Origin of the sequence: Aeromonas sp. FDAARGOS 1403, from assembly GCF_019047325.1 — a bacterium.
Lineage (GTDB): Bacteria > Pseudomonadota > Gammaproteobacteria > Enterobacterales > Aeromonadaceae > Aeromonas > Aeromonas dhakensis.
In genome coordinates this window covers 764,714-780,862 of the sequence record NZ_CP077249.1, presented here as the reverse complement: position 1 = coordinate 780,862, position 16,149 = coordinate 764,714, and the positions used below count along the sequence as shown (strand labels likewise).

General features: G+C 65.8%; 12 protein-coding genes. 2 read left to right on the top strand and 10 right to left on the bottom strand.

The genetic code is table 11. From position 1 onward, the window contains the following. Positions 1-45 precede the first annotated feature (45 nt). Complete coding sequence (locus I6L33_RS03785; protein WP_216973587.1) at positions 46-1,158, top strand: glycosyltransferase family 9 protein; 1,113 nt, start codon at positions 46-48, stop codon at positions 1,156-1,158. Here I6L33_RS03785 and I6L33_RS03780 read toward each other — a convergent pair. From I6L33_RS03780 to I6L33_RS03740, 9 genes are all read right to left on the bottom strand, one after another. After that, the gene (locus I6L33_RS03780; RefSeq protein WP_216973586.1) at positions 1,094-2,161 is read right to left on the bottom strand and encodes a glycosyltransferase family 9 protein; all 1,068 of its coding nucleotides are present in this window, start codon (positions 2,159-2,161) and stop codon (positions 1,094-1,096) included. The genes I6L33_RS03785 and I6L33_RS03780 overlap by 65 nt on opposite strands. Before the next feature lie 169 nt (positions 2,162-2,330). Next, positions 2,331-4,511, bottom strand: coding sequence for a TonB-dependent siderophore receptor (locus tag I6L33_RS03775; protein ID WP_216973585.1), 2,181 nt, complete (start codon positions 4,509-4,511; stop codon positions 2,331-2,333). A 129-nt stretch (positions 4,512-4,640) separates the two neighbouring features. Further along, complete coding sequence (locus tag I6L33_RS03770; protein ID WP_043170520.1) at positions 4,641-5,597, bottom strand: siderophore ABC transporter substrate-binding protein; 957 nt, start codon at positions 5,595-5,597, stop codon at positions 4,641-4,643. Beyond that, complete coding sequence (locus I6L33_RS03765) at positions 5,594-6,376, bottom strand: ABC transporter ATP-binding protein (RefSeq protein WP_005306907.1); 783 nt, start codon at positions 6,374-6,376, stop codon at positions 5,594-5,596. Before I6L33_RS03765 ends, I6L33_RS03770 begins: the two co-directional genes overlap by 4 nt. Then, a complete protein-coding gene (locus I6L33_RS03760; RefSeq protein ID WP_019840902.1) occupies positions 6,373-7,308 on the bottom strand; it encodes an iron chelate uptake ABC transporter family permease subunit in 936 nt (311 codons plus the stop codon). Before I6L33_RS03760 ends, I6L33_RS03765 begins: the two co-directional genes overlap by 4 nt. 11 nt (positions 7,309-7,319) lie before the next feature. Continuing rightward, positions 7,320-8,258, bottom strand: a complete 939-nt coding sequence (locus tag I6L33_RS03755; protein WP_017764943.1) for an ABC transporter permease — start codon at positions 8,256-8,258, stop codon at positions 7,320-7,322. Beyond that, complete coding sequence (locus I6L33_RS03750; protein ID WP_216973584.1) at positions 8,255-9,994, bottom strand: ABC transporter ATP-binding protein; 1,740 nt, start codon at positions 9,992-9,994, stop codon at positions 8,255-8,257. Before I6L33_RS03750 ends, I6L33_RS03755 begins: the two co-directional genes overlap by 4 nt. Then, positions 9,988-11,793 carry an ABC transporter ATP-binding protein gene (locus I6L33_RS03745; RefSeq protein ID WP_216973583.1) on the bottom strand — a complete coding sequence of 602 codons (1,806 nt, stop codon included), beginning with the start codon at positions 11,791-11,793 and terminating at the stop codon, positions 9,988-9,990. Before I6L33_RS03745 ends, I6L33_RS03750 begins: the two co-directional genes overlap by 7 nt. 114 nt (positions 11,794-11,907) lie before the next feature. Continuing rightward, positions 11,908-12,420, bottom strand: a complete 513-nt coding sequence (locus tag I6L33_RS03740; RefSeq protein WP_019840901.1) for a sigma-70 family RNA polymerase sigma factor — start codon at positions 12,418-12,420, stop codon at positions 11,908-11,910. A 204-nt stretch (positions 12,421-12,624) separates the two neighbouring features. Here I6L33_RS03740 and I6L33_RS03735 point away from each other — a divergent pair, with 204 nt between their 5' ends. Further along, a complete protein-coding gene (locus tag I6L33_RS03735; protein WP_216973582.1) occupies positions 12,625-14,775 on the top strand; it encodes a condensation domain-containing protein in 2,151 nt (716 codons plus the stop codon). Between the two features lie 36 nt (positions 14,776-14,811). Here the strand turns inward: I6L33_RS03735 and basC are convergent, their stop codons facing one another. After that, entirely contained in the window at positions 14,812-16,116 is a 1,305-nt protein-coding gene (gene basC / locus I6L33_RS03730) for a putative histamine N-monooxygenase (RefSeq protein ID WP_367948487.1), read from the bottom strand. Between the last annotated feature and the right edge of the window lie 33 nt (positions 16,117-16,149).

The window sequence follows — 16,149 nt, the reverse complement described above, 5'->3', positions numbered from 1 at the left end:
CTGGTATTATCCTTCTCCCAATTCAACGGCTCTTCTGGTGGATTCATGTCATTAATCAACGATCTGCAACTCCAGCGTGACATTCTTCGCCGCAAGCTGGGGCAGCTGCTGTTCGATCGCAAGCGGCCGGCTCCGCTGCACGAGCGCAAGGGGAAGATAGTGTTGCTGCGCTGGGATGCCAAACTGGGCGATGCCATCGTCTCGTCCTGGGTGGCCCGCGAGATCAAGCGCGCCAGCCCGGAGCGGGAGGTGTGGATCGTCACGACCGCGGCCATAGCGCCCCTGTTTCGCGATCATTTCGGCATGGACAAGGTGATAGAGGTGCCCAAGCGGCCGGGCTATGGCCAGCTCAAGCGGCTGGCCCATTCGCTGGGGGAAGTGGAGTGCCTGGTGCATTTTGGCAAGATGCTGAAAATGAAGGATATCTTCTTCATCAGTCAGGTCAGGGCGGATTGGGTCGCCGGCATGGACGATGCCCTGCAGGCGGTCAACCTCAAGCTGGGCAAGGCCTCCAGCGGCATGCACTTCTCCGACAAGTTTGCCCTGCTGCTGCAGCGGCTCGGCGTGAGCAATCCGGATCAGCAGTACATAGTCCCGACCATGAGCCCGCCCGATGCGCTGGCCGGCTGGTGGCCGGCCGCGCCGGTCCTCTGTTTCAACCCGTACGGCAGTGGCAGCTCCCGCCGTCTGCGGCCCGAGCTTATCAGCCAGATGATTGAGCAGATGCTGGCGGCCGGCTCTTGCGCCATCTGCCTGCTCTATCCGCCGGGCATGGAAGAAGAAGTGGCCGGGATCCGGGCCGGCCTGAGTCAACCGGAGCGCCTGCTGTTGTCACCGGATGCACCCTCGCTGGCCGGGCTGTTTGCCCAGCTGCGCCAGTGTCAGGGGTTGATCTCGGTGGACACTGCGACGGTGCACATCGCCGCCGGGTTGCACAAGCCCATTCTTGGCCTCTACAACCCGGACATAGGTGGCGGCAACGAGAACTTCCTGGAGTGGCACCCCAACTCCCCGTCAGCCACAGTGCTGTTCTCGGCCAATACCAGGGAGCAAGATATCAACTCCCTCGATCTGGCCGAATTCGAGCGTACTTTCAGGGCGTGGCTGCTTGCCAATCAGGCAGCGCTGTCAGCCGTGCAATCACCAGCTCGGGAGTGATGGCGCGCAGCAGGGCTTCGTCGATGAAGTCCTTCTCCGCGTTCTGCGGCAGCTGGAAGCCGGGCCCCTTGGCATCGAACACATCGATGGCCTGATAACGAGGGTGGTTGACCGGGTTGGCGATGATCTTGTCGCCGCCCGGGGCCACTATGGTCAGCAGGGGCAGGTCGATGGCCTGCGCCATGTGGCGGGGGCCGGTATCATTGCCGACAAACAGCCGGGAGTGGGCGAACAGCCCCACCAGCTCCCGTACCGAGCGGGTCTTGATGTGGTCGAAGACGCTGGCTTGCAGGGCGGCGGGCAGCAGCGGTTTCAGGCCGCGGTTGTACTCCTCCTCCCCCGGCCCGCAGTAGATCAGGATCTGGGCATTGTGCTGCTCGATCAGCCACTGGGCGACCTTGGCGAAGCAGTCGATGGGCCAGCGCTTGTAGTGTCCTAGCGAGTTGACGCCCATGGCGATCAGCGGGCGGTTCAGGTCGACGCCAGCGGCCAGCAGGGCATCCCTTCCTTGTCGTTTCTCTTCTTCACTCAGCCAGAGGTAGTAGTTGCGATCCTCGCGGGCCAGCTTGAGCGGCTTGAGCAGCGAGAAGCGGTCGTCGACCAGGGTGCTGTTGCCCTGAAACTCGGTGTCCTTGCGAAAACGGACGATGCGGTTGTGGCCGAGCCGCCAGGGGAAGGAGTCAAAGCCGATGCGCAGGCGGGCACCGGAGAAGAGGCAGCTGAGCAGGCCGATCATCTGGCCCTGGCTGTTGACCACCACGTCGTAGCGTTCACGGCGAATGGCCAGCAGCAGATCCTTCATGTAGCGCCACTCGTTGCGCCTGGCTTTCTCGATGATGATGAGCCGATCGATATTGGGATTGCCCTGCGCCATACCCGCGCAATAATCCATGACCAGATAGTGAACCTCGCCGCTTGGGTCATTCTGCTTGAGGTTGTTGCACAGCGCGGTGGAGATCAGTACATCCCCTATCTGTTTGGTTTGAACTACTAGGTATTTCATAAGGCAGGCCTCAACAGAGGTCATGGTTGATCGTGAGCGTGACAGCATACCGCACAAGTGAGTCAGATGCTGTCGGTGCGGCGTGAAAATCCGATCTGGCGCAAGCCGACCGGGCCGGCATCCGAGACACATAAAAGAAAAGCCATTTTGACAATGGCTTTTCTGCTGCTTAGAAGGTGAGCGAGGTGGAGAGCTGGAAGGTGCGTGGCGCCCCCAGGCCGCCGGAGAGGCCGCTGCCGTCGCCGCCGGACCAGGAGCCGATCCAGTAGTTGCGGCCGGTGAGGTTCTGCACCGCGGCCCGCACGGTCAGGGAGTGGTCGGCGATCCGCATGGTGTAGCGGGCCCCCAGGTCGAAGGTGGTGTAGGAGGGCAGCGAGAGGCGGTTGTCATCGGTGACGAACCGCTCGCCGATGAACTGGGTGTTGCCGGTCAGGGTCAGCCCCGGCACGGCGGCCAGATCGTACTCGGCGCCGAGCTTGGCCATCCACTTGGGCACCCCGGTGGCCTGGTGGCCGACGTTGCTCTCGTTGAGCGCCTTGGTCAGCTCAGCCTGGGTGTAGGAGGCCCCGCCCAGCAGGCGCAGCTCGGGGGTGAGCTCGCCGAACAGATCCCACTCGATGCCGCGGTTGCGCTGTTCCCCGTAGACCCCGTAGACGTTGGATCTGGGGTCTGTGTAGGCGCTCGGCTTGGCGATCTGGAACAGGCTCAGGGTATGGGCGAAGTGGCCCAGATCCAGCTTGGCACCGACCTCATACTGCTTGGTCTGATAGGGCTTCATGATCTCGCCGGCATTGCTGGCGGTGTTCGGCGCCGCGCCCCCCTGGCTCAACCCCTCGATGTAGTTGGTGTAGACGGCGAAATCGTCGCGCAGCTTGACCAGCAGAGTGGTGGCGGGCGAGACCCGGCTCTCCTCGTAGCGGGCGGTCTGGTCGCCGCTGCCGTTGAAGTTGCTGCTCTCGACCGTCTGGCGGCGGGCCCCCAGGGTCCACTGCAGGTCGCCATCGAGGAAGGAGAGGGTATCGACCAGCGCCACGCTCGCCAGGGTCGCCTCGCTGCGCGAGGTGACGGCACCGTACCCGGCGAGATCCGGCGCGGGCCCGAAGTCCAGCCGGTCGTAGTTGGTCATGGCGTGGTTGAAGAATATCTTGTCCCGGAAGGTCTGCTCCGAGGTGTAGCGGGTGGCGGCCAGCGACCAGGCGTGATCGACCGGGCCGGTGCCGAAGGTGCCGCGCAGGCCCGCCTCGCCGGAGCGCTGGGTGCCGTCCCGCTCGGAGCGGGCCGCCATGGCATTGATGTCGCCGGCGTCGTTGAGCAGGGTGTTGCGGGTGATGAGGGCGCTGTAGCCGCCGTCACGCTGGCCCCAGGCGATGAAGGCGGTGAGGTTGTCGGTCAGATCATACTCGGCACGCAGCACGGCAGCCTTGGTGTCGTTGATGGTGTAGGCCCAGGCTGGCGCCAGGGAGTAGTCACCACGCTTGGGCTCGGGCAGCTGGGTCACCTGGCTGGCGACCGAGAAGATGCCGAAGTAGTTCACTCCGTCCACCCGCTCGTGCTGCCGGTAGAGATCGGCCGAGGCGCGGGCCCGTTCGCCACGCCAGTCCAGCCCGACCGAGGTGAGCTCCATCTTGTGCTGCTGGTCGTTGACCGCGGTGTCCCCGTCCCGATAGACACCGTTGAAGCGTACCCCCCACTGCTGCTCGTCGCCGAAACGGCGACCCAGGTCCAGGTGCACGCCGCCGAGGCCATCCGATTCATAGCTGGCGGTGACCTTGGCCAGGGGGGTCTTGCCGGCGCGCTTGGGCACTATGTTGATGTTGCCGCCCACGCTGCCATCCGGCGGCATGCCGTTGAGCAGTACCGAGGGCCCCTTGAGCACGTCGACCCGCGCGGCCATCTCGGTGGAGCTGCGCATGTTCGGCGCCATGCCGATGAGGCCGTTGAAGGTGATGTCGTTGGCGTTGGTGTTGAAGCCGCGGATGTAGAAGGTCTCGAACAGGCTGCGCTTGCTCGGCACATAGACCGAGGGGTTGGTGGCACCGGCCACGGCGCCTATGTCCTGGGCCTGGCGATCCTCGATGTACTCCTCGGTGTAGCTGATTGTGTTGAACGGCGTCTCCAGGAAGGGTTTGTTGCCGAGCAGGCCGACCCGGTTGTCGGCGGCGACCTGGCCGCCGGCGTAGGCCTTGCGACCCTCCACCACCACGACTTCGTCGGGACGGGGGGCGGCTTCTTCACGGGGAGCCGGGGCGGCCCAGGCGCTGCCCAGTTGCAGGCCGGCCAGGATGGCCAGCGTCAGGCGGGAGAGTCCGTGGCGCGGCACGGCAAGGGAGGATGAGGGCAATGTCTGCATGCAGGATTCCTTTCAGGGTGAGGAGTGCGTTTTTGTCTCCTTATGCTTTCCGGATGACACTCTCAAACCCTCAAATAAAAATAACTCTCATTTGCCTATTGATGCCCGGCGTTGGCCGGGCACGGGGGATCAGCTGCGATAGGCGGCCATCACCTCGTCGGCGATGCGGTTCAGGCAGGTGAAGCTGGCGGTGCAGAGGTACCAGGTTTCGGGGTCGACGAAGCGCACCTTGCCGTTGCGCCACGCCTTGGTCTGGCGCAGCAGCGGGTTGTCCAGGGTGCTGGCGTCGATGGCCGTGCGTCGCTCCATCACGGCGGTGCGGTCGATGACGAACAGGATGTCCGGGTCGGCCTGCTGGATGAACTCGTTGGAGATGGGTTGGCCGTGCATGCCGGTGTCCCGCTCCAATCCGGCCGGCTTGACCCCCAGGGTGTCGAACAGGAAGCCGTAGCGGGATTGGGTGCCAAAGGCGGTGAAGGCGCCGTTGTTGTGCAGCACGATCAGCGCTCTTTCCGGACGATCCCGCGTCAGCGCCTGCACCTCGGCGATCTTGGCGTCCATCTGCTGCACCTTCTCTTTGGCCAGCGCCTCCTGGCCGAGCAGGGTGCCGAGGGTGAGCAGGTGGGCCTTGGCGGCCTCCAGGATGTGGCCGTCGCGGTTGGTCATGTCGATGTCGTAGTGCAGGGTCGGGGCTATCTGGCTCAGCGCCTCGTAGCTTTGGGCCTGCAGGGGGGAGATGAGGATGAGATCCGGCTTGAGCTTGTGCAGCCGCTCCAGGTTGGGCTGGATGGTGGTGCCCACGTCCATCACGGCCGGGTCGTCCCGGTAACGCTGCAGGAAGTGCGCCACGTAATCCTTGGCGATGCCGGCCACCGGAGCCTGCAGCTGATCCAGGGTATCGAGTTCGCTCATGTCGAAGGCCACTACCCGCTTGGGCGGGGTGACGACCCGGGTGGTGCCGAGCTGGTGGGTCACGGTGACCACGGTGCCGTCGGCCCCGGTGGCGGCCTGCTCCCTGGGGGCGTCGCAGCCGGTGAGCCCTGCGATGGCGGCCAGCAGCACGGCGGTGAGCGTATTGATCCTCATAACAATTCTCCAGACGGGGTTGGGTTGAAGTAGTTGCACAGCAGGCCGCGCTGGCTCGGCAGGATGTCGAAGCGCAGGTCGTAGAGCGCCTCCAGGTTGGCCGGGGTGACCATCTCGGCGACCGGGCCGCTGCCCGCAAGCGCGCCCCCCTTCATGGCGACGATGTGATCGGAATAGTTGGCGGCGAAGTTGATGTCGTGCACCACCAGGATCAGGGTGCGCCCCTGCTCGTCGCTGAGGCGGCGGATCGCCTGCATCAGCTGCACCGCGTGCTTCATGTCGAGGTTGTTGAGGGGTTCGTCGAGCAGCAGGCAGTCGGTCTGCTGGGCGACGGTCATGGCGAGGTAGGCCAGCTGTCGCTGCCCGCCGCTCAGCTCGTCGAGGTAGGCCCGGCGCAAGGGGGCGAGGGAGAGAAAGTCGATGGCCTCGTCGACCGCGATGCGGTCTTCCCGGGTCAGGTTGCCCTGGCTGTAGGGGAAGCGGCCGAAGGCGACCAGCTCGTCGACCGTCAGTCGCAGCCCCACGTCCGGCGACTGGCGCAGGGTGGCGACCCGCTTGGCGTAGTCACGGGCGGTGAAGCGGTGCAGGTCGGTGCCTCCCAGGCGTATCCGCCCCTGGCTGATGGGCAGCAGGCGGGCCATGGCCATCAGCAGGGTGCTCTTGCCGGCGCCGTTGGGGCCGATCAGCGAGGTGACCCGACCGGCCGGGAAGTCGACTGTGATGTCGCGCAGGACGGCGCGATCGCCGTAGCGCTGGTGAACCTGTTCGAGGGAGATCATGGCGATCCTCTGGTTTTGACCATCAGGGCGAGGAAGTAGGTGCCGCACACCAGGTTGATGAGGATGCTGACCGTGGTGCGGTAGTTGAAGATCTGCTCCACCAGGAACTGGGCCAGGATGAAGAGCGCGATGGCGATGGCGCAGCCGAGCGGCAGGGTGACCCGGTGACGGAAGGTGCGCGCCAGGGCATAGCTTATGTTGGCCACGAACACCCCCATGAAGGCGGTGGGGCCGACCAGGCTGGTGGAGACGGCCACCAGCACGGCGATGAGTGCCAGGTGCAGGCGTACCGCCCGCCGGTAATCCACCCCGAGCGAGCTGGCCTGCTCGCGCCCGAGCGCCAGCACGTCGAGCTCGGCCTGGCGGCGGGCGATGACGAGACAGACCAGGGCGACCAGACCGCCCCCCATCAGCAGCTCCGGCGGCTGAGCCCGGTTGAACGAGGCATAGCCGAACCCCTGCAGGATGGCGAACTCCCCCGGACTGGTCTTGAGCTGGACAAACTGGGTCAGGGTGCCAAACACCATGGTCAGCACCAGCCCCGTCAGCAGCAGCTGGAACAGGTCGGTCTGCCCGGGCCGGAACAGCCAGCGGTGGATGATGGCAGAGTACCCCAGCATCAGCAGCAGCGACAGTACGCCGTTCTCCTCGCGCCCGAGCAGCAGCAGGCTCTGGTTGCCGAGCAGCAGCACCAGCAGGGCTTGCAGCAGCAGATAGACCGCCTCGTACCCCATGATGGCGGGGGTCAGGATGCGGTTGCCCGCCAGGGTCTGGAAGCTGATGGCCGAGACCGCGATGCAGACGCCGGCGACTGTGATGGCGGCCAGGCGCAGCAGCCGCTGGGGGATGATGTAGCCGGTGTCGAGATCCGACCCGAACAGCACAAAGGTCGCGGCGAGCAGGGCCAGCAGCCCCCAGATCCCGTAACGCATAAGAGTCTCTCTCATCGGCGCTGCCAGAGGATCAGCAGCAGGAACAGCACGCCGCCGAGGCTGCCGGCGGTGAGTCCGATGGGCACCTCGAAGGGGTGGATCAGCAGCCGGCTCAGCAGGTCGCACGCCAGCAGCAGCAGGGCACCGTAGAGGGCCACCAGCGGCAGGGTCTTTCTCAGGTGCTGGCCGTGGCGTAGCACCACCAGATTGGGGATCACCAACCCGACGAAGGGGATGGCGCCGACCGTGATGACGGTGGCGGCCACGGTGACCGCCACCAGCAGCAGGCCGAGGGTGGCGGTGGCCGAGTACCCGAGCCCCAGGCTGGCGGCGGCCTCCTCCCCCATGCCGAGCACGGTGAAGCGGTGGGCGTAGAGATAGGTCAGCAGGGTGATGGGCAGGATGAGGTAGATGATCTCGTAGTTGCCCTCGACCACCTTGGAGAAATCCCCCAGCATCCAGCCCTGGATGCTCTGCAGGATGTTGTGCTGGTAGGCGTAGAACTCGGCGAGGGCGCTCAGCACGCTGCCATACATGAGGCCGATCACCGGGATCAGCACGGTATTCTTGAAGCGGATACGGCGCACGATGACGATGAACAGCAGGCTGGCGGCAAAGCAGAAGGCGAGCGCCACCAGCATGCGGCCGGTGGTGCCGGCGGCGGGCAGCTGGGTCAGGGCGATCAGGATGCCGAGCTTGGCGGCGTCGAGCCCGCCGGAGGTGGCGGGCTCGACAAAGCGGTTCTGCACTATCTGCTGCAGGATGACACCGGCCACCGCCAGCCCGGCGCCGGTCAACAGCACCGCCGCCAGCCGCGGCAGGCGACTGGCGGTGAGGGTGAGCAGGCCATCCCCGGCGAAGAGCTCCGCCAGCGGGAGGGGGCGCGCCCCGATCAGCAGGGAGCACGCGGCCAGCACCAGTAGGGTCGCCGGCAGCAGGAGCGCCCTCACGCGTCCTCTCCGGTCAGGCGCCACTCCTTGGCGCTGGCGCGCTGCGCCAGGAAGTGGGCGTAGCGTCCCGGCTGGCGACTGAGCACGGCGTGGGGGCCCTGCTCGCACACCATGCCATCGTCGAGCACCACTATCTGATCGGCCATGGCCACGGTCGAGAGTTGGTGGGCGATGACGATCAGGGTGCGTTTGCCCCGCAGCCGGGCCAGCGTCTCTGTGATGGCGGCCTGGTTTTCCGCATCCAGCGCGGCGGTGGCCTCATCCACCAGCAGGATGGGGGCGTCCTTGAGCAGGGCGCGGGCGATGGCGATCCGCTGGCGCTCGCCCCCCGAGAGGCGCGCACCACCCTCGCCAACCTGGGTGTCGAGCCCGAGCGGCAGGCGCTCGACTATCTCGCTCACTCCGGCCTGATGGGCGGCGTGCAGCAGCTCGGCATCGCTGGCCTCGGGCTTGCCGATGCGGATGTTGTCGGCAATGGTGCCCTGGAACAGATAGGCATCCTGGAAGATCTGGCTGATGTGACTGGCCAGGGTCTCACCGCTCATGGCGCGCACGTCCACCCCTCCCACCAGCACGGCCCCCTCGCCGACGTCGAAGAAGCGGGCGATGAGCCGCAGCACAGTGCTCTTGCCCGAGCCCGAGGCACCGACCAGCGCCGTCATGCTGCCGGGCGCCACCGCCAGATCCACCCCTTTGAGCACCTGCGGGTGGGCCGGGTCATAGCCAAAGTGCACCCCGCGCAGTTCCACTGAGCCATCCAGCGGGGTAGCAGGAGTGGCCGGCTGCGGCTGGGCCGGGTAGTCAAACATGGTTTGCAGGGCCGCCAGCTGGGCACGGGCACCGCGCAGCACGTCGCTGTAGCCGGCCACGTCGAGCAGGGGGTCGATGAAACGGTTGATGAGCACCAGGGTCACCAGGGCGGCGATCAGGCTCTCCCTGTCGGCACCGCCCAGGTGCTGGGCGGCCACCAGCAACAGGGTGGCAAAGCAGGCCTGCACTGCCCAGACGTTGAGCCCCGAGGCCAGCGCGGTGAGCCGGATCAACTGCCTGCCGGAGGCTTGCTGCTGGGCGATGGCCTGCTCGAGGAAGCGGGTGCCCCCCTGCTCGCCGTTGAAGGCGCGCAGCACCGACTGGGCCTGAGCAAACTCCACCATGCGCTGGCTGGTACCGGCGGCATGCTGGTGGAAGGTCTCGTCGGCCCGCTGGTTGAGGCGGGTGGTGAGCAGGAAGACCGCCACCAGCAGCGGCAAGGCGATCAGGGCGATGAGGCCGAGCTGCACATCGAGGGCAAACAGGGCCACCAGCACCACCAGCGGGGTGATCACCCCGCCGAGCAGGGGGGTGAAGACGTGGGCCGGCAGCTGGGCCAGCTCCATCATGCCTTGCGAGGCCAGGTGGTTGAGGCGGGCGGTGTTGGCCGGGGTGAACCAGCCGATGGGCAGGCTGCCCACGTGTTCGCCCAGGGCGTGGCGGCCGGTGCGCAGCACCGCGATCCCCACAGCGATGCCGGCCTTTTCCACCCGGCGACGCAGGTTCCAGCAGAGCAGCACGCCGATCAGTTGCACCAGCAGCCAGCCGGTGGCGGCGTCGGTCTCGGCGCGCAGCAGGTGTGTGAGCACCGGGATGAGGCAGACCAGGGTCAGGCCGCAGAGCAGGCCGTAGAGCAGGGCCAGCAGGCCGTAGCGGCGCAGCAGGACGGCGTCGTCGCCGAGCAGGCGCAGGAAGGTGTTCAGCATGTGGGGACGGCCTCCTGATGAGGGGTGTGGGTCTGGGCGGGAGTGTCGTATCCCCCCTGTTCCCACAGGCGGGCATAGCGGCCGCGGCGGGCCAGCAGTTCGTGGTGGCGCCCCTGCTCGCACAGGACGCCGTTGTCGAGCACCAGGATCCGGTCGGCGTGCATCACGGTGTCGAGCCGGTGGGCGATGACGACCAGGGTGCGGCCGCGGGCGAAGGTGGAGAGCGCCTGTTGCAGCTTCACCTCGTTGTCGGCGTCGGCGGCGGCGGTGGCCTCGTCGAGCACCAGCACCGGTGGGTCGAGCAGCAGGGCGCGGGCGATGCTGACCCGTTGCAGCTCGCCGCCGGAGAGGTTGGCGTCCTCACCGACCACGGCGTCGTAGCCCCGCGGCAGAGCCAGGATGCGGTCGTGGATGTTGGCGCGGCGCGCGGCGGCCTTGACCTCCTGGCGGCTGGCGCCGGGGCGGCCGAGGGCGATGTTGTCGTGCAGGCTGGCGTGCACCAGGCGCACCTCTTGCAGCACGAAGCCGATGTGGCGATAGAGCTCGCGGCTCTCGAGATCGCGCAGGTCCACCCCGCCCAGGGTGATGCGCCCCTCGCTCGGGTCGAAGAAGCGCAGCAGCAGCCTGGCCAGGGTCGATTTGCCGGCCCCGGAGGCGCCGACGATGGCGGTGACCGTGCCCGGGGTCAGGGTGACGGTCAACTCGCTGAGCATCGGGGTCTGATCGTCGTAGCGGTAGCTCACCCGCTCGAGGTGCAGGGTGTTGTCGGCCGGCTGCAAACCGGTGCCGGCGGCGGGCTCCGTCAATACCGGGGTGGCGAGCAGGGCGTGGAGCCGTTCGGCGGCCGCGGTGGCGCTGCCGAGATCGTGCTTGAGGTAGCTCAGCAGCATCAGGGGGGCGCACAGCCCCGGAGCGATCAGCACAAAGGGCAGCACCTCGGCCGGTGTCATGGCGCCCGCTCGTACCATCACCACGGCGCCTGCCAGCACCACCCCCAAGACCGAGGCGGGGGCCATGATGGCGTTGGCGTTGGCCATGGCCGCGACCAGCGGACGGGTGAAATCGGTGAAGGCGCGGGCAAAGTCATCGATGGCGTTGCGGTAGCTGGTGTGCAGCCGGCCCTGCACGCCGAAGGCCTTGACCACGGGGATGCCGCTCACGAACTCCACCACGGCGTTGTTGATGCGGGCCATGCCGGCGCCGAACTGCTGCATGTTGGCGGCACTGGCGCGGTGGGCGCGGGCGGAGAACAGGAAGAAGAGCGGGAAGGGGGAGAGGGCGATGAGGGCCATCCGCCAGTCCATGGCGAAGAGGTAGAGCAGGGAGATGAGCACAGCGCCGCTACAGCGGCCCAGGGTGGTGTAGAAGTGGGCCGTCAGGCTGTGCAGGGTGCCGATGTCGTCCTGCATCGCCTGTTTGACCTCCCCCGAGGCGCGGGCGGTGAACCAGCCGAGGGGCACCCGGGCCAGGCGCCGGGTCAGGGCCAGGCCCAGCTGGCCGGTGATGCGGTTGTCGGCCAGGTGGGCCACCAGATCGCCGGCGCTGAGCAGGATCATGCCGCCAAACAGGCAGGCCAGGCTGATCCCGAGCACTGCGGTGATCGCGTCGCCTGGCACGGCGGCCTCGGCCAGCATCAGGCCCGCCAGGTGGGCGATCCCGGCCAGCGGGACCAGGGTCAGCATGGCGCCGATGGCCGCCAGCAGGGCGGCGGCGATCAGGTGGCCGCGAATGGGGGCCAGCACGCGGCTGATGGGCCCGCCAGCATTGGCCTCGGGGCACTGCACATCGTCTGCCTTCATGGCTTTTTCTCCACGGTGAAGTGATGGTGGCCGCAACGAGCGACCGGATCTCTGTGGTTTTCCGTACGGGGGACAAAAAACCTCAAATGAATCTTTTTATTTCCCCCATCCGGGTCAGATGCCGCCGCCGGGCCGGCTGCGATGGCAGCTTTGCACGCCCTGGGCGATATACTTCTCGACCGATGAAACGGACACCTGCAGCTGGCTGGCGATGTCCTGATAACCGAGGCCGCCGAGGCGGGAGAGCAGCAGGGCCTGGCGGATCTTGGGGGACTGGCGTTGCAGGGCCGATGCGACGGCTCCCAGCGCCTCGCGCTGCATGGCGCGCAGCTCTTCCGAGGGGGCCTGAGCGTCGGGTTGGTAGCTCTGCTGTTCGAGGTAGCGGGCCTCCAGCGCACGCCGGCGGTAGAGATCGATCACCTTGCCCTTGGCGATCTGCATCAGATGGCGACGGCACTCGGCCGCCGTGGGGATGTGTCCCTTGCGCAGCAGCTGAAGGTAGATGTCGTGCGCCAGATCCGCGGCGTCGCAGCTGTTGCCCAACCTGCGTCTTAGCAGCGAGCAGAGCCATCCGTGATGTTCCTGATACAGACGATGCAACTGCGCCTGGAAGGAGCCTGTGCCCATTTCCACGATTTCTCTCCTGAACCTCGTGTTATTTTTATTTGAGAATGAAAATCATTATGGTAATCATTTGCACGGTATCGTGTTCATCGATATATCGCAATGCCTTTCCCGCCAATTAGGGGGGAGGGGCATGCGTCCGTGGTTATTTCAAATAAAACAGACGTAATTCACAGGGTTATATTTCCACAGAGAAGGAGATGGCTTTTGCTGCAATTCCATAATGAGGGGCTGCTTGAGCTGCCTGTCAGTGCCCATGAAGAGAGCTGCTGGTTGTTACAACAACAGCAGCCCGAGCAGATAATTAAACAGGCGATGTGTTGGCCGCTCCCTGACGATATTGATATTTCGCTATTGATATTGAGTGTTGAGTTATTAATAAAGGAGCAGCCGGAACTCAATGCCCGTTATTTTTTCAGTGCCGATGGCGATCTATTTAAATATCAGATAAATGGCTGGTATCCCTGTCTGGAGTTTCATCGTCTGGCGGCTGACGAGGTAGATGAGCTGGTACGGCGAGTGCAGCAGGCCCCCTGGGACAGTGCCCGCCAACCGCCTTTCAAGGCATTGATTATCAACGCAGAACGCAGTGTGATACTGGCGCTGGTGCTGCATCCTGTGCTTGCGGAACAGGGCTCGCCACAGACCCTGATGGCGGCGCTGAAGCAGCACTACGATCGGTTGGCTACCGGCCAGGCCGGGCAAACGCCGCTGCTGCTATCATCCCCGGCACACCTTGCCGCACCAGCCTCTTGTGCCCCTGCTCATGATGTCGGAAAGAATATTTCACGGATTATTCTTGAGGAATTTCGTCGTGCCTTGTCATCGCCCGATATGGGGCCGGATGATGACTTTTTTGATAATGGTGGTCACTCCCTGCTGGCGACCAGAATTATTGGGAAATTACTGAGCGAGCACGGTATCGAGTGCCGCTTCAACGACTTTTTCGAATCGCCGACGGCGGCTGCCCTGGCACGCAAGGCCGTGATATCAGAGCAGGCTTCATTGCAGGAAGCCGTCCCGGCAAATAACAGGGAACCGGCTCCGCTCGCCCTGGCGCAGGCCTCTCTGTGGCGGGCTTATGAAGCCCACGACTTTGGCACCATTTTTAATCTTCCGTTTGCCCTCGACTTTATTGACGAGGTGGACGAGTCCCTGTTTGCTCGCGCCTTTACCGATATTATCGAGCGCCACGCCAGTTTGCGGACCCTGTTCATGACGCAGGATGGCGAGGTGCGGCAACGCATTCTCCCGGCCGATCAGCTGGCCGGCTATCGCTGGTTCTGGGGCAGTGCCGAGTCGCAGGGGATGACCCTGGCCGACGCAGCGGCCCATCGCTTCGACCTGACCCGGGAACTGCCGCTGCGGATCCGTTTCCTGCGCGATCCGGCCACGGGGCGCCAGCAGCTCTCCTTGCTGGTGCACCACATGGTGGTGGACGAATGGTCCATCAACCTGATGATGGGGGAGCTGGCCCAGGCTTACCTGGCTCGCGCCGCCGGGACTGCCCCCCGCTGGGATGCACCGGCGCCGGCGTTTCACGATTTTGCTCGCCGGCAGGCGGCGGATGGGATCAACGAGACGCACCTGGCCTACTGGACCCGTCTGCTGCGCGGCGCCGTGCCGGCTTCCCGCCGTCCTCCCTTGCCGGTGATGCCCCTGCCGGGGGAAACCTGGGCCGCCCGCTGGCACGAGTGGCAGCCGGCCGGGGGCACGCTGGCCCGGCTCTATGAGCTGGCCCGTGGCCACGATGCCTCCCTCTTTACCCTGATGTACACGGCCATCGCCCTCTCCTTGCACCAGCTGGGTCAGGCCGAGGAGATCCTGATCGGCACCTCGACCTCGGGGCGCACCGATCCGGCCTTCTTCGACTCGGTGGGCTATTTCACTACCATGGTGGCGCATCGGGTGTCGTTTGCCGCGACCACCCGGTTTGGCGATCTGCTGCGCCAGGTGACCCGCACCATCAACGACTCACTCTGCTACGCGGATGTGCCGCTCGAACAGATCCAGCAGGGATTGGGCATGACGCCGGCCGACGGCTTGCTGTTCGACGTCTACATCCAGATCCACGCCAGCAACGCCCTCAACGGCCGTCTGCCGACCCCGGCGGGCGAGGGGCTGCGCTACCGCCAGATCGATGCGGACAAGACCGAAACCATGTTCGGTCTGCAGTTCGAGATCATGGAGGATGTGCTGGACGATGAGCGGCGGCTGCGGCTGGTCATCACCTACCGGGACGGTCGCTACAGCCCGGCCCAGATACAGACTCTCTGTGCCCTGCTTGACCGGTTGCTCGAACAGCTGGTGCGGGAGGGTACTGCCAGCCCGCTCGCGGCCCTGGCCCCACAGGTGTGATGGCGTGAGCCCCCGCAAGGGGGCTCACTGTTTGGCTCAGTCGGTCGGCAGACCGTAGTGCTGGAAGGTGGTGCGGGCGGGCAGGTGGTAGTGGGCGCGCCCCAGCAGCTGATTGAGGATGCGGGCATTGCGGTTGGGCCCGAGCCCCAGATCCGGCGAGCCTACCCCCTGCTGGAAGATGTCGGCATTGTGGATGAAGACCCGGCCAGTGCCCCGATCGGCGCGGCGGGCGGTGAAGTCCTCCTGCACTATGCAGTCCCCCTGTTCGTCCACGGCCAGCACCTCACCCTTTAGTTGTTCGAACCAGGCGGGCCAGGCGTGGGCATAGCCGGTGGCGGCTACCACGGCATCGGCCTCGAGGGTACAACGCTGATCGAGCTGGGTGTGGTGGCAGGTCAGGCGCAGGGCGCTGTCGCTCAGGACTTCGGCCGCCTCCAGATTGCAGCTGGAGAAGAGGGTCAGCCCGGGTGTCTGGCCGCCGATGGATCGCTCGTAGATCAGGTCGAACAGGGCGCCTATGGTCGCGAAGCTGATCCCCTTGTAGAGCATCCCCTGCCCGGCCACGATGGCGCGCCGTTTCTCCCGCGGGATGCGCTGGAAATAGTCCATGTAGCCGGGGGTGAAGCACTCCTGCCCCAGCTTGGAGTACTCCATGGGGTGGAAGCCGGGGGCCCGGGTGATCCACTGGATGGCCGCCCCGGCGGCCACCCGTTCCGGCGTGAGCGCCTGGAACAGGGCCAGCACGCACTCGGCCGCACTCTGCCCCGAGCCGACCACGGTCACCCGGCGGCAGGCGGCCAGGCGCTCCCTGGCGTGCAGGAAGTCGGCGGAGTGCAGCAGATTGGGATGATCGATCCCCTGCGCCCAGGCTGGCAGGGCCGGGCGGGTGCCGATGCCGATGGCCAGATCACGGCTCTGGTAGTGGTGGGCCCGGCCGTCGGCGTCGCGGCTCTCGAGGCAGAAGCGCTCCTTGCTCGCATCGTAATGCACCGCCACCACCTCTTCGCCAAAGCGGCAGCTGGGGAGCTGCTTGGCGGCCCAGCGGCAGTAGTGGTCATACTCGCGGCGCGGGATCTGGAAGTGGTCGTAATAGTAGAAGGGGTAGAGCCGGTCGTGCCGGTGCAGATAGTTGAGGTAGCTCAGCGGATGGGTCGGATCGGCCAGGGTGACCAGATCGGCCAGGAAGGGCACCTGCAGCGTGGTGCCCGGCAGCAGGAGCCCCTGGTGCCAGCTGAAGGCCGGTTTGCGATCCAGAAACACCCCGATCAGCTCGGGATGCCGGTCCAGCAGGGCCGCCAGCCCCAGGTTGAAGGGGCCGATGCCGACCCCGGCGATATCCACGTGTGTGGTCTCCATAAACACTCCCAAAGGAAA

Coding starts and splice junctions, on each gene's coding strand:
- I6L33_RS03750 (WP_216973584.1), bottom strand. CDS start 9,994: ATGCTGAACACCTTCCTGCGCCTGCTCGGCGACGACGCCGTCCTGCTG.
- I6L33_RS03765 (WP_005306907.1), bottom strand. CDS start 6,376: ATGATCTCCCTCGAACAGGTTCACCAGCGCTACGGCGATCGCGCCGTC.
- I6L33_RS03745 (WP_216973583.1), bottom strand. CDS start 11,793: ATGAAGGCAGACGATGTGCAGTGCCCCGAGGCCAATGCTGGCGGGCCC.
- I6L33_RS03760 (WP_019840902.1), bottom strand. CDS start 7,308: ATGCGTTACGGGATCTGGGGGCTGCTGGCCCTGCTCGCCGCGACCTTT.
- I6L33_RS03780 (WP_216973586.1), bottom strand. CDS start 2,161: ATGAAATACCTAGTAGTTCAAACCAAACAGATAGGGGATGTACTGATC.
- I6L33_RS03775 (WP_216973585.1), bottom strand. CDS start 4,511: ATGCAGACATTGCCCTCATCCTCCCTTGCCGTGCCGCGCCACGGACTC.
- I6L33_RS03740 (WP_019840901.1), bottom strand. CDS start 12,420: ATGGGCACAGGCTCCTTCCAGGCGCAGTTGCATCGTCTGTATCAGGAA.
- I6L33_RS03770 (WP_043170520.1), bottom strand. CDS start 5,597: ATGAGGATCAATACGCTCACCGCCGTGCTGCTGGCCGCCATCGCAGGG.
- I6L33_RS03785 (WP_216973587.1), top strand. CDS start 46: ATGTCATTAATCAACGATCTGCAACTCCAGCGTGACATTCTTCGCCGC.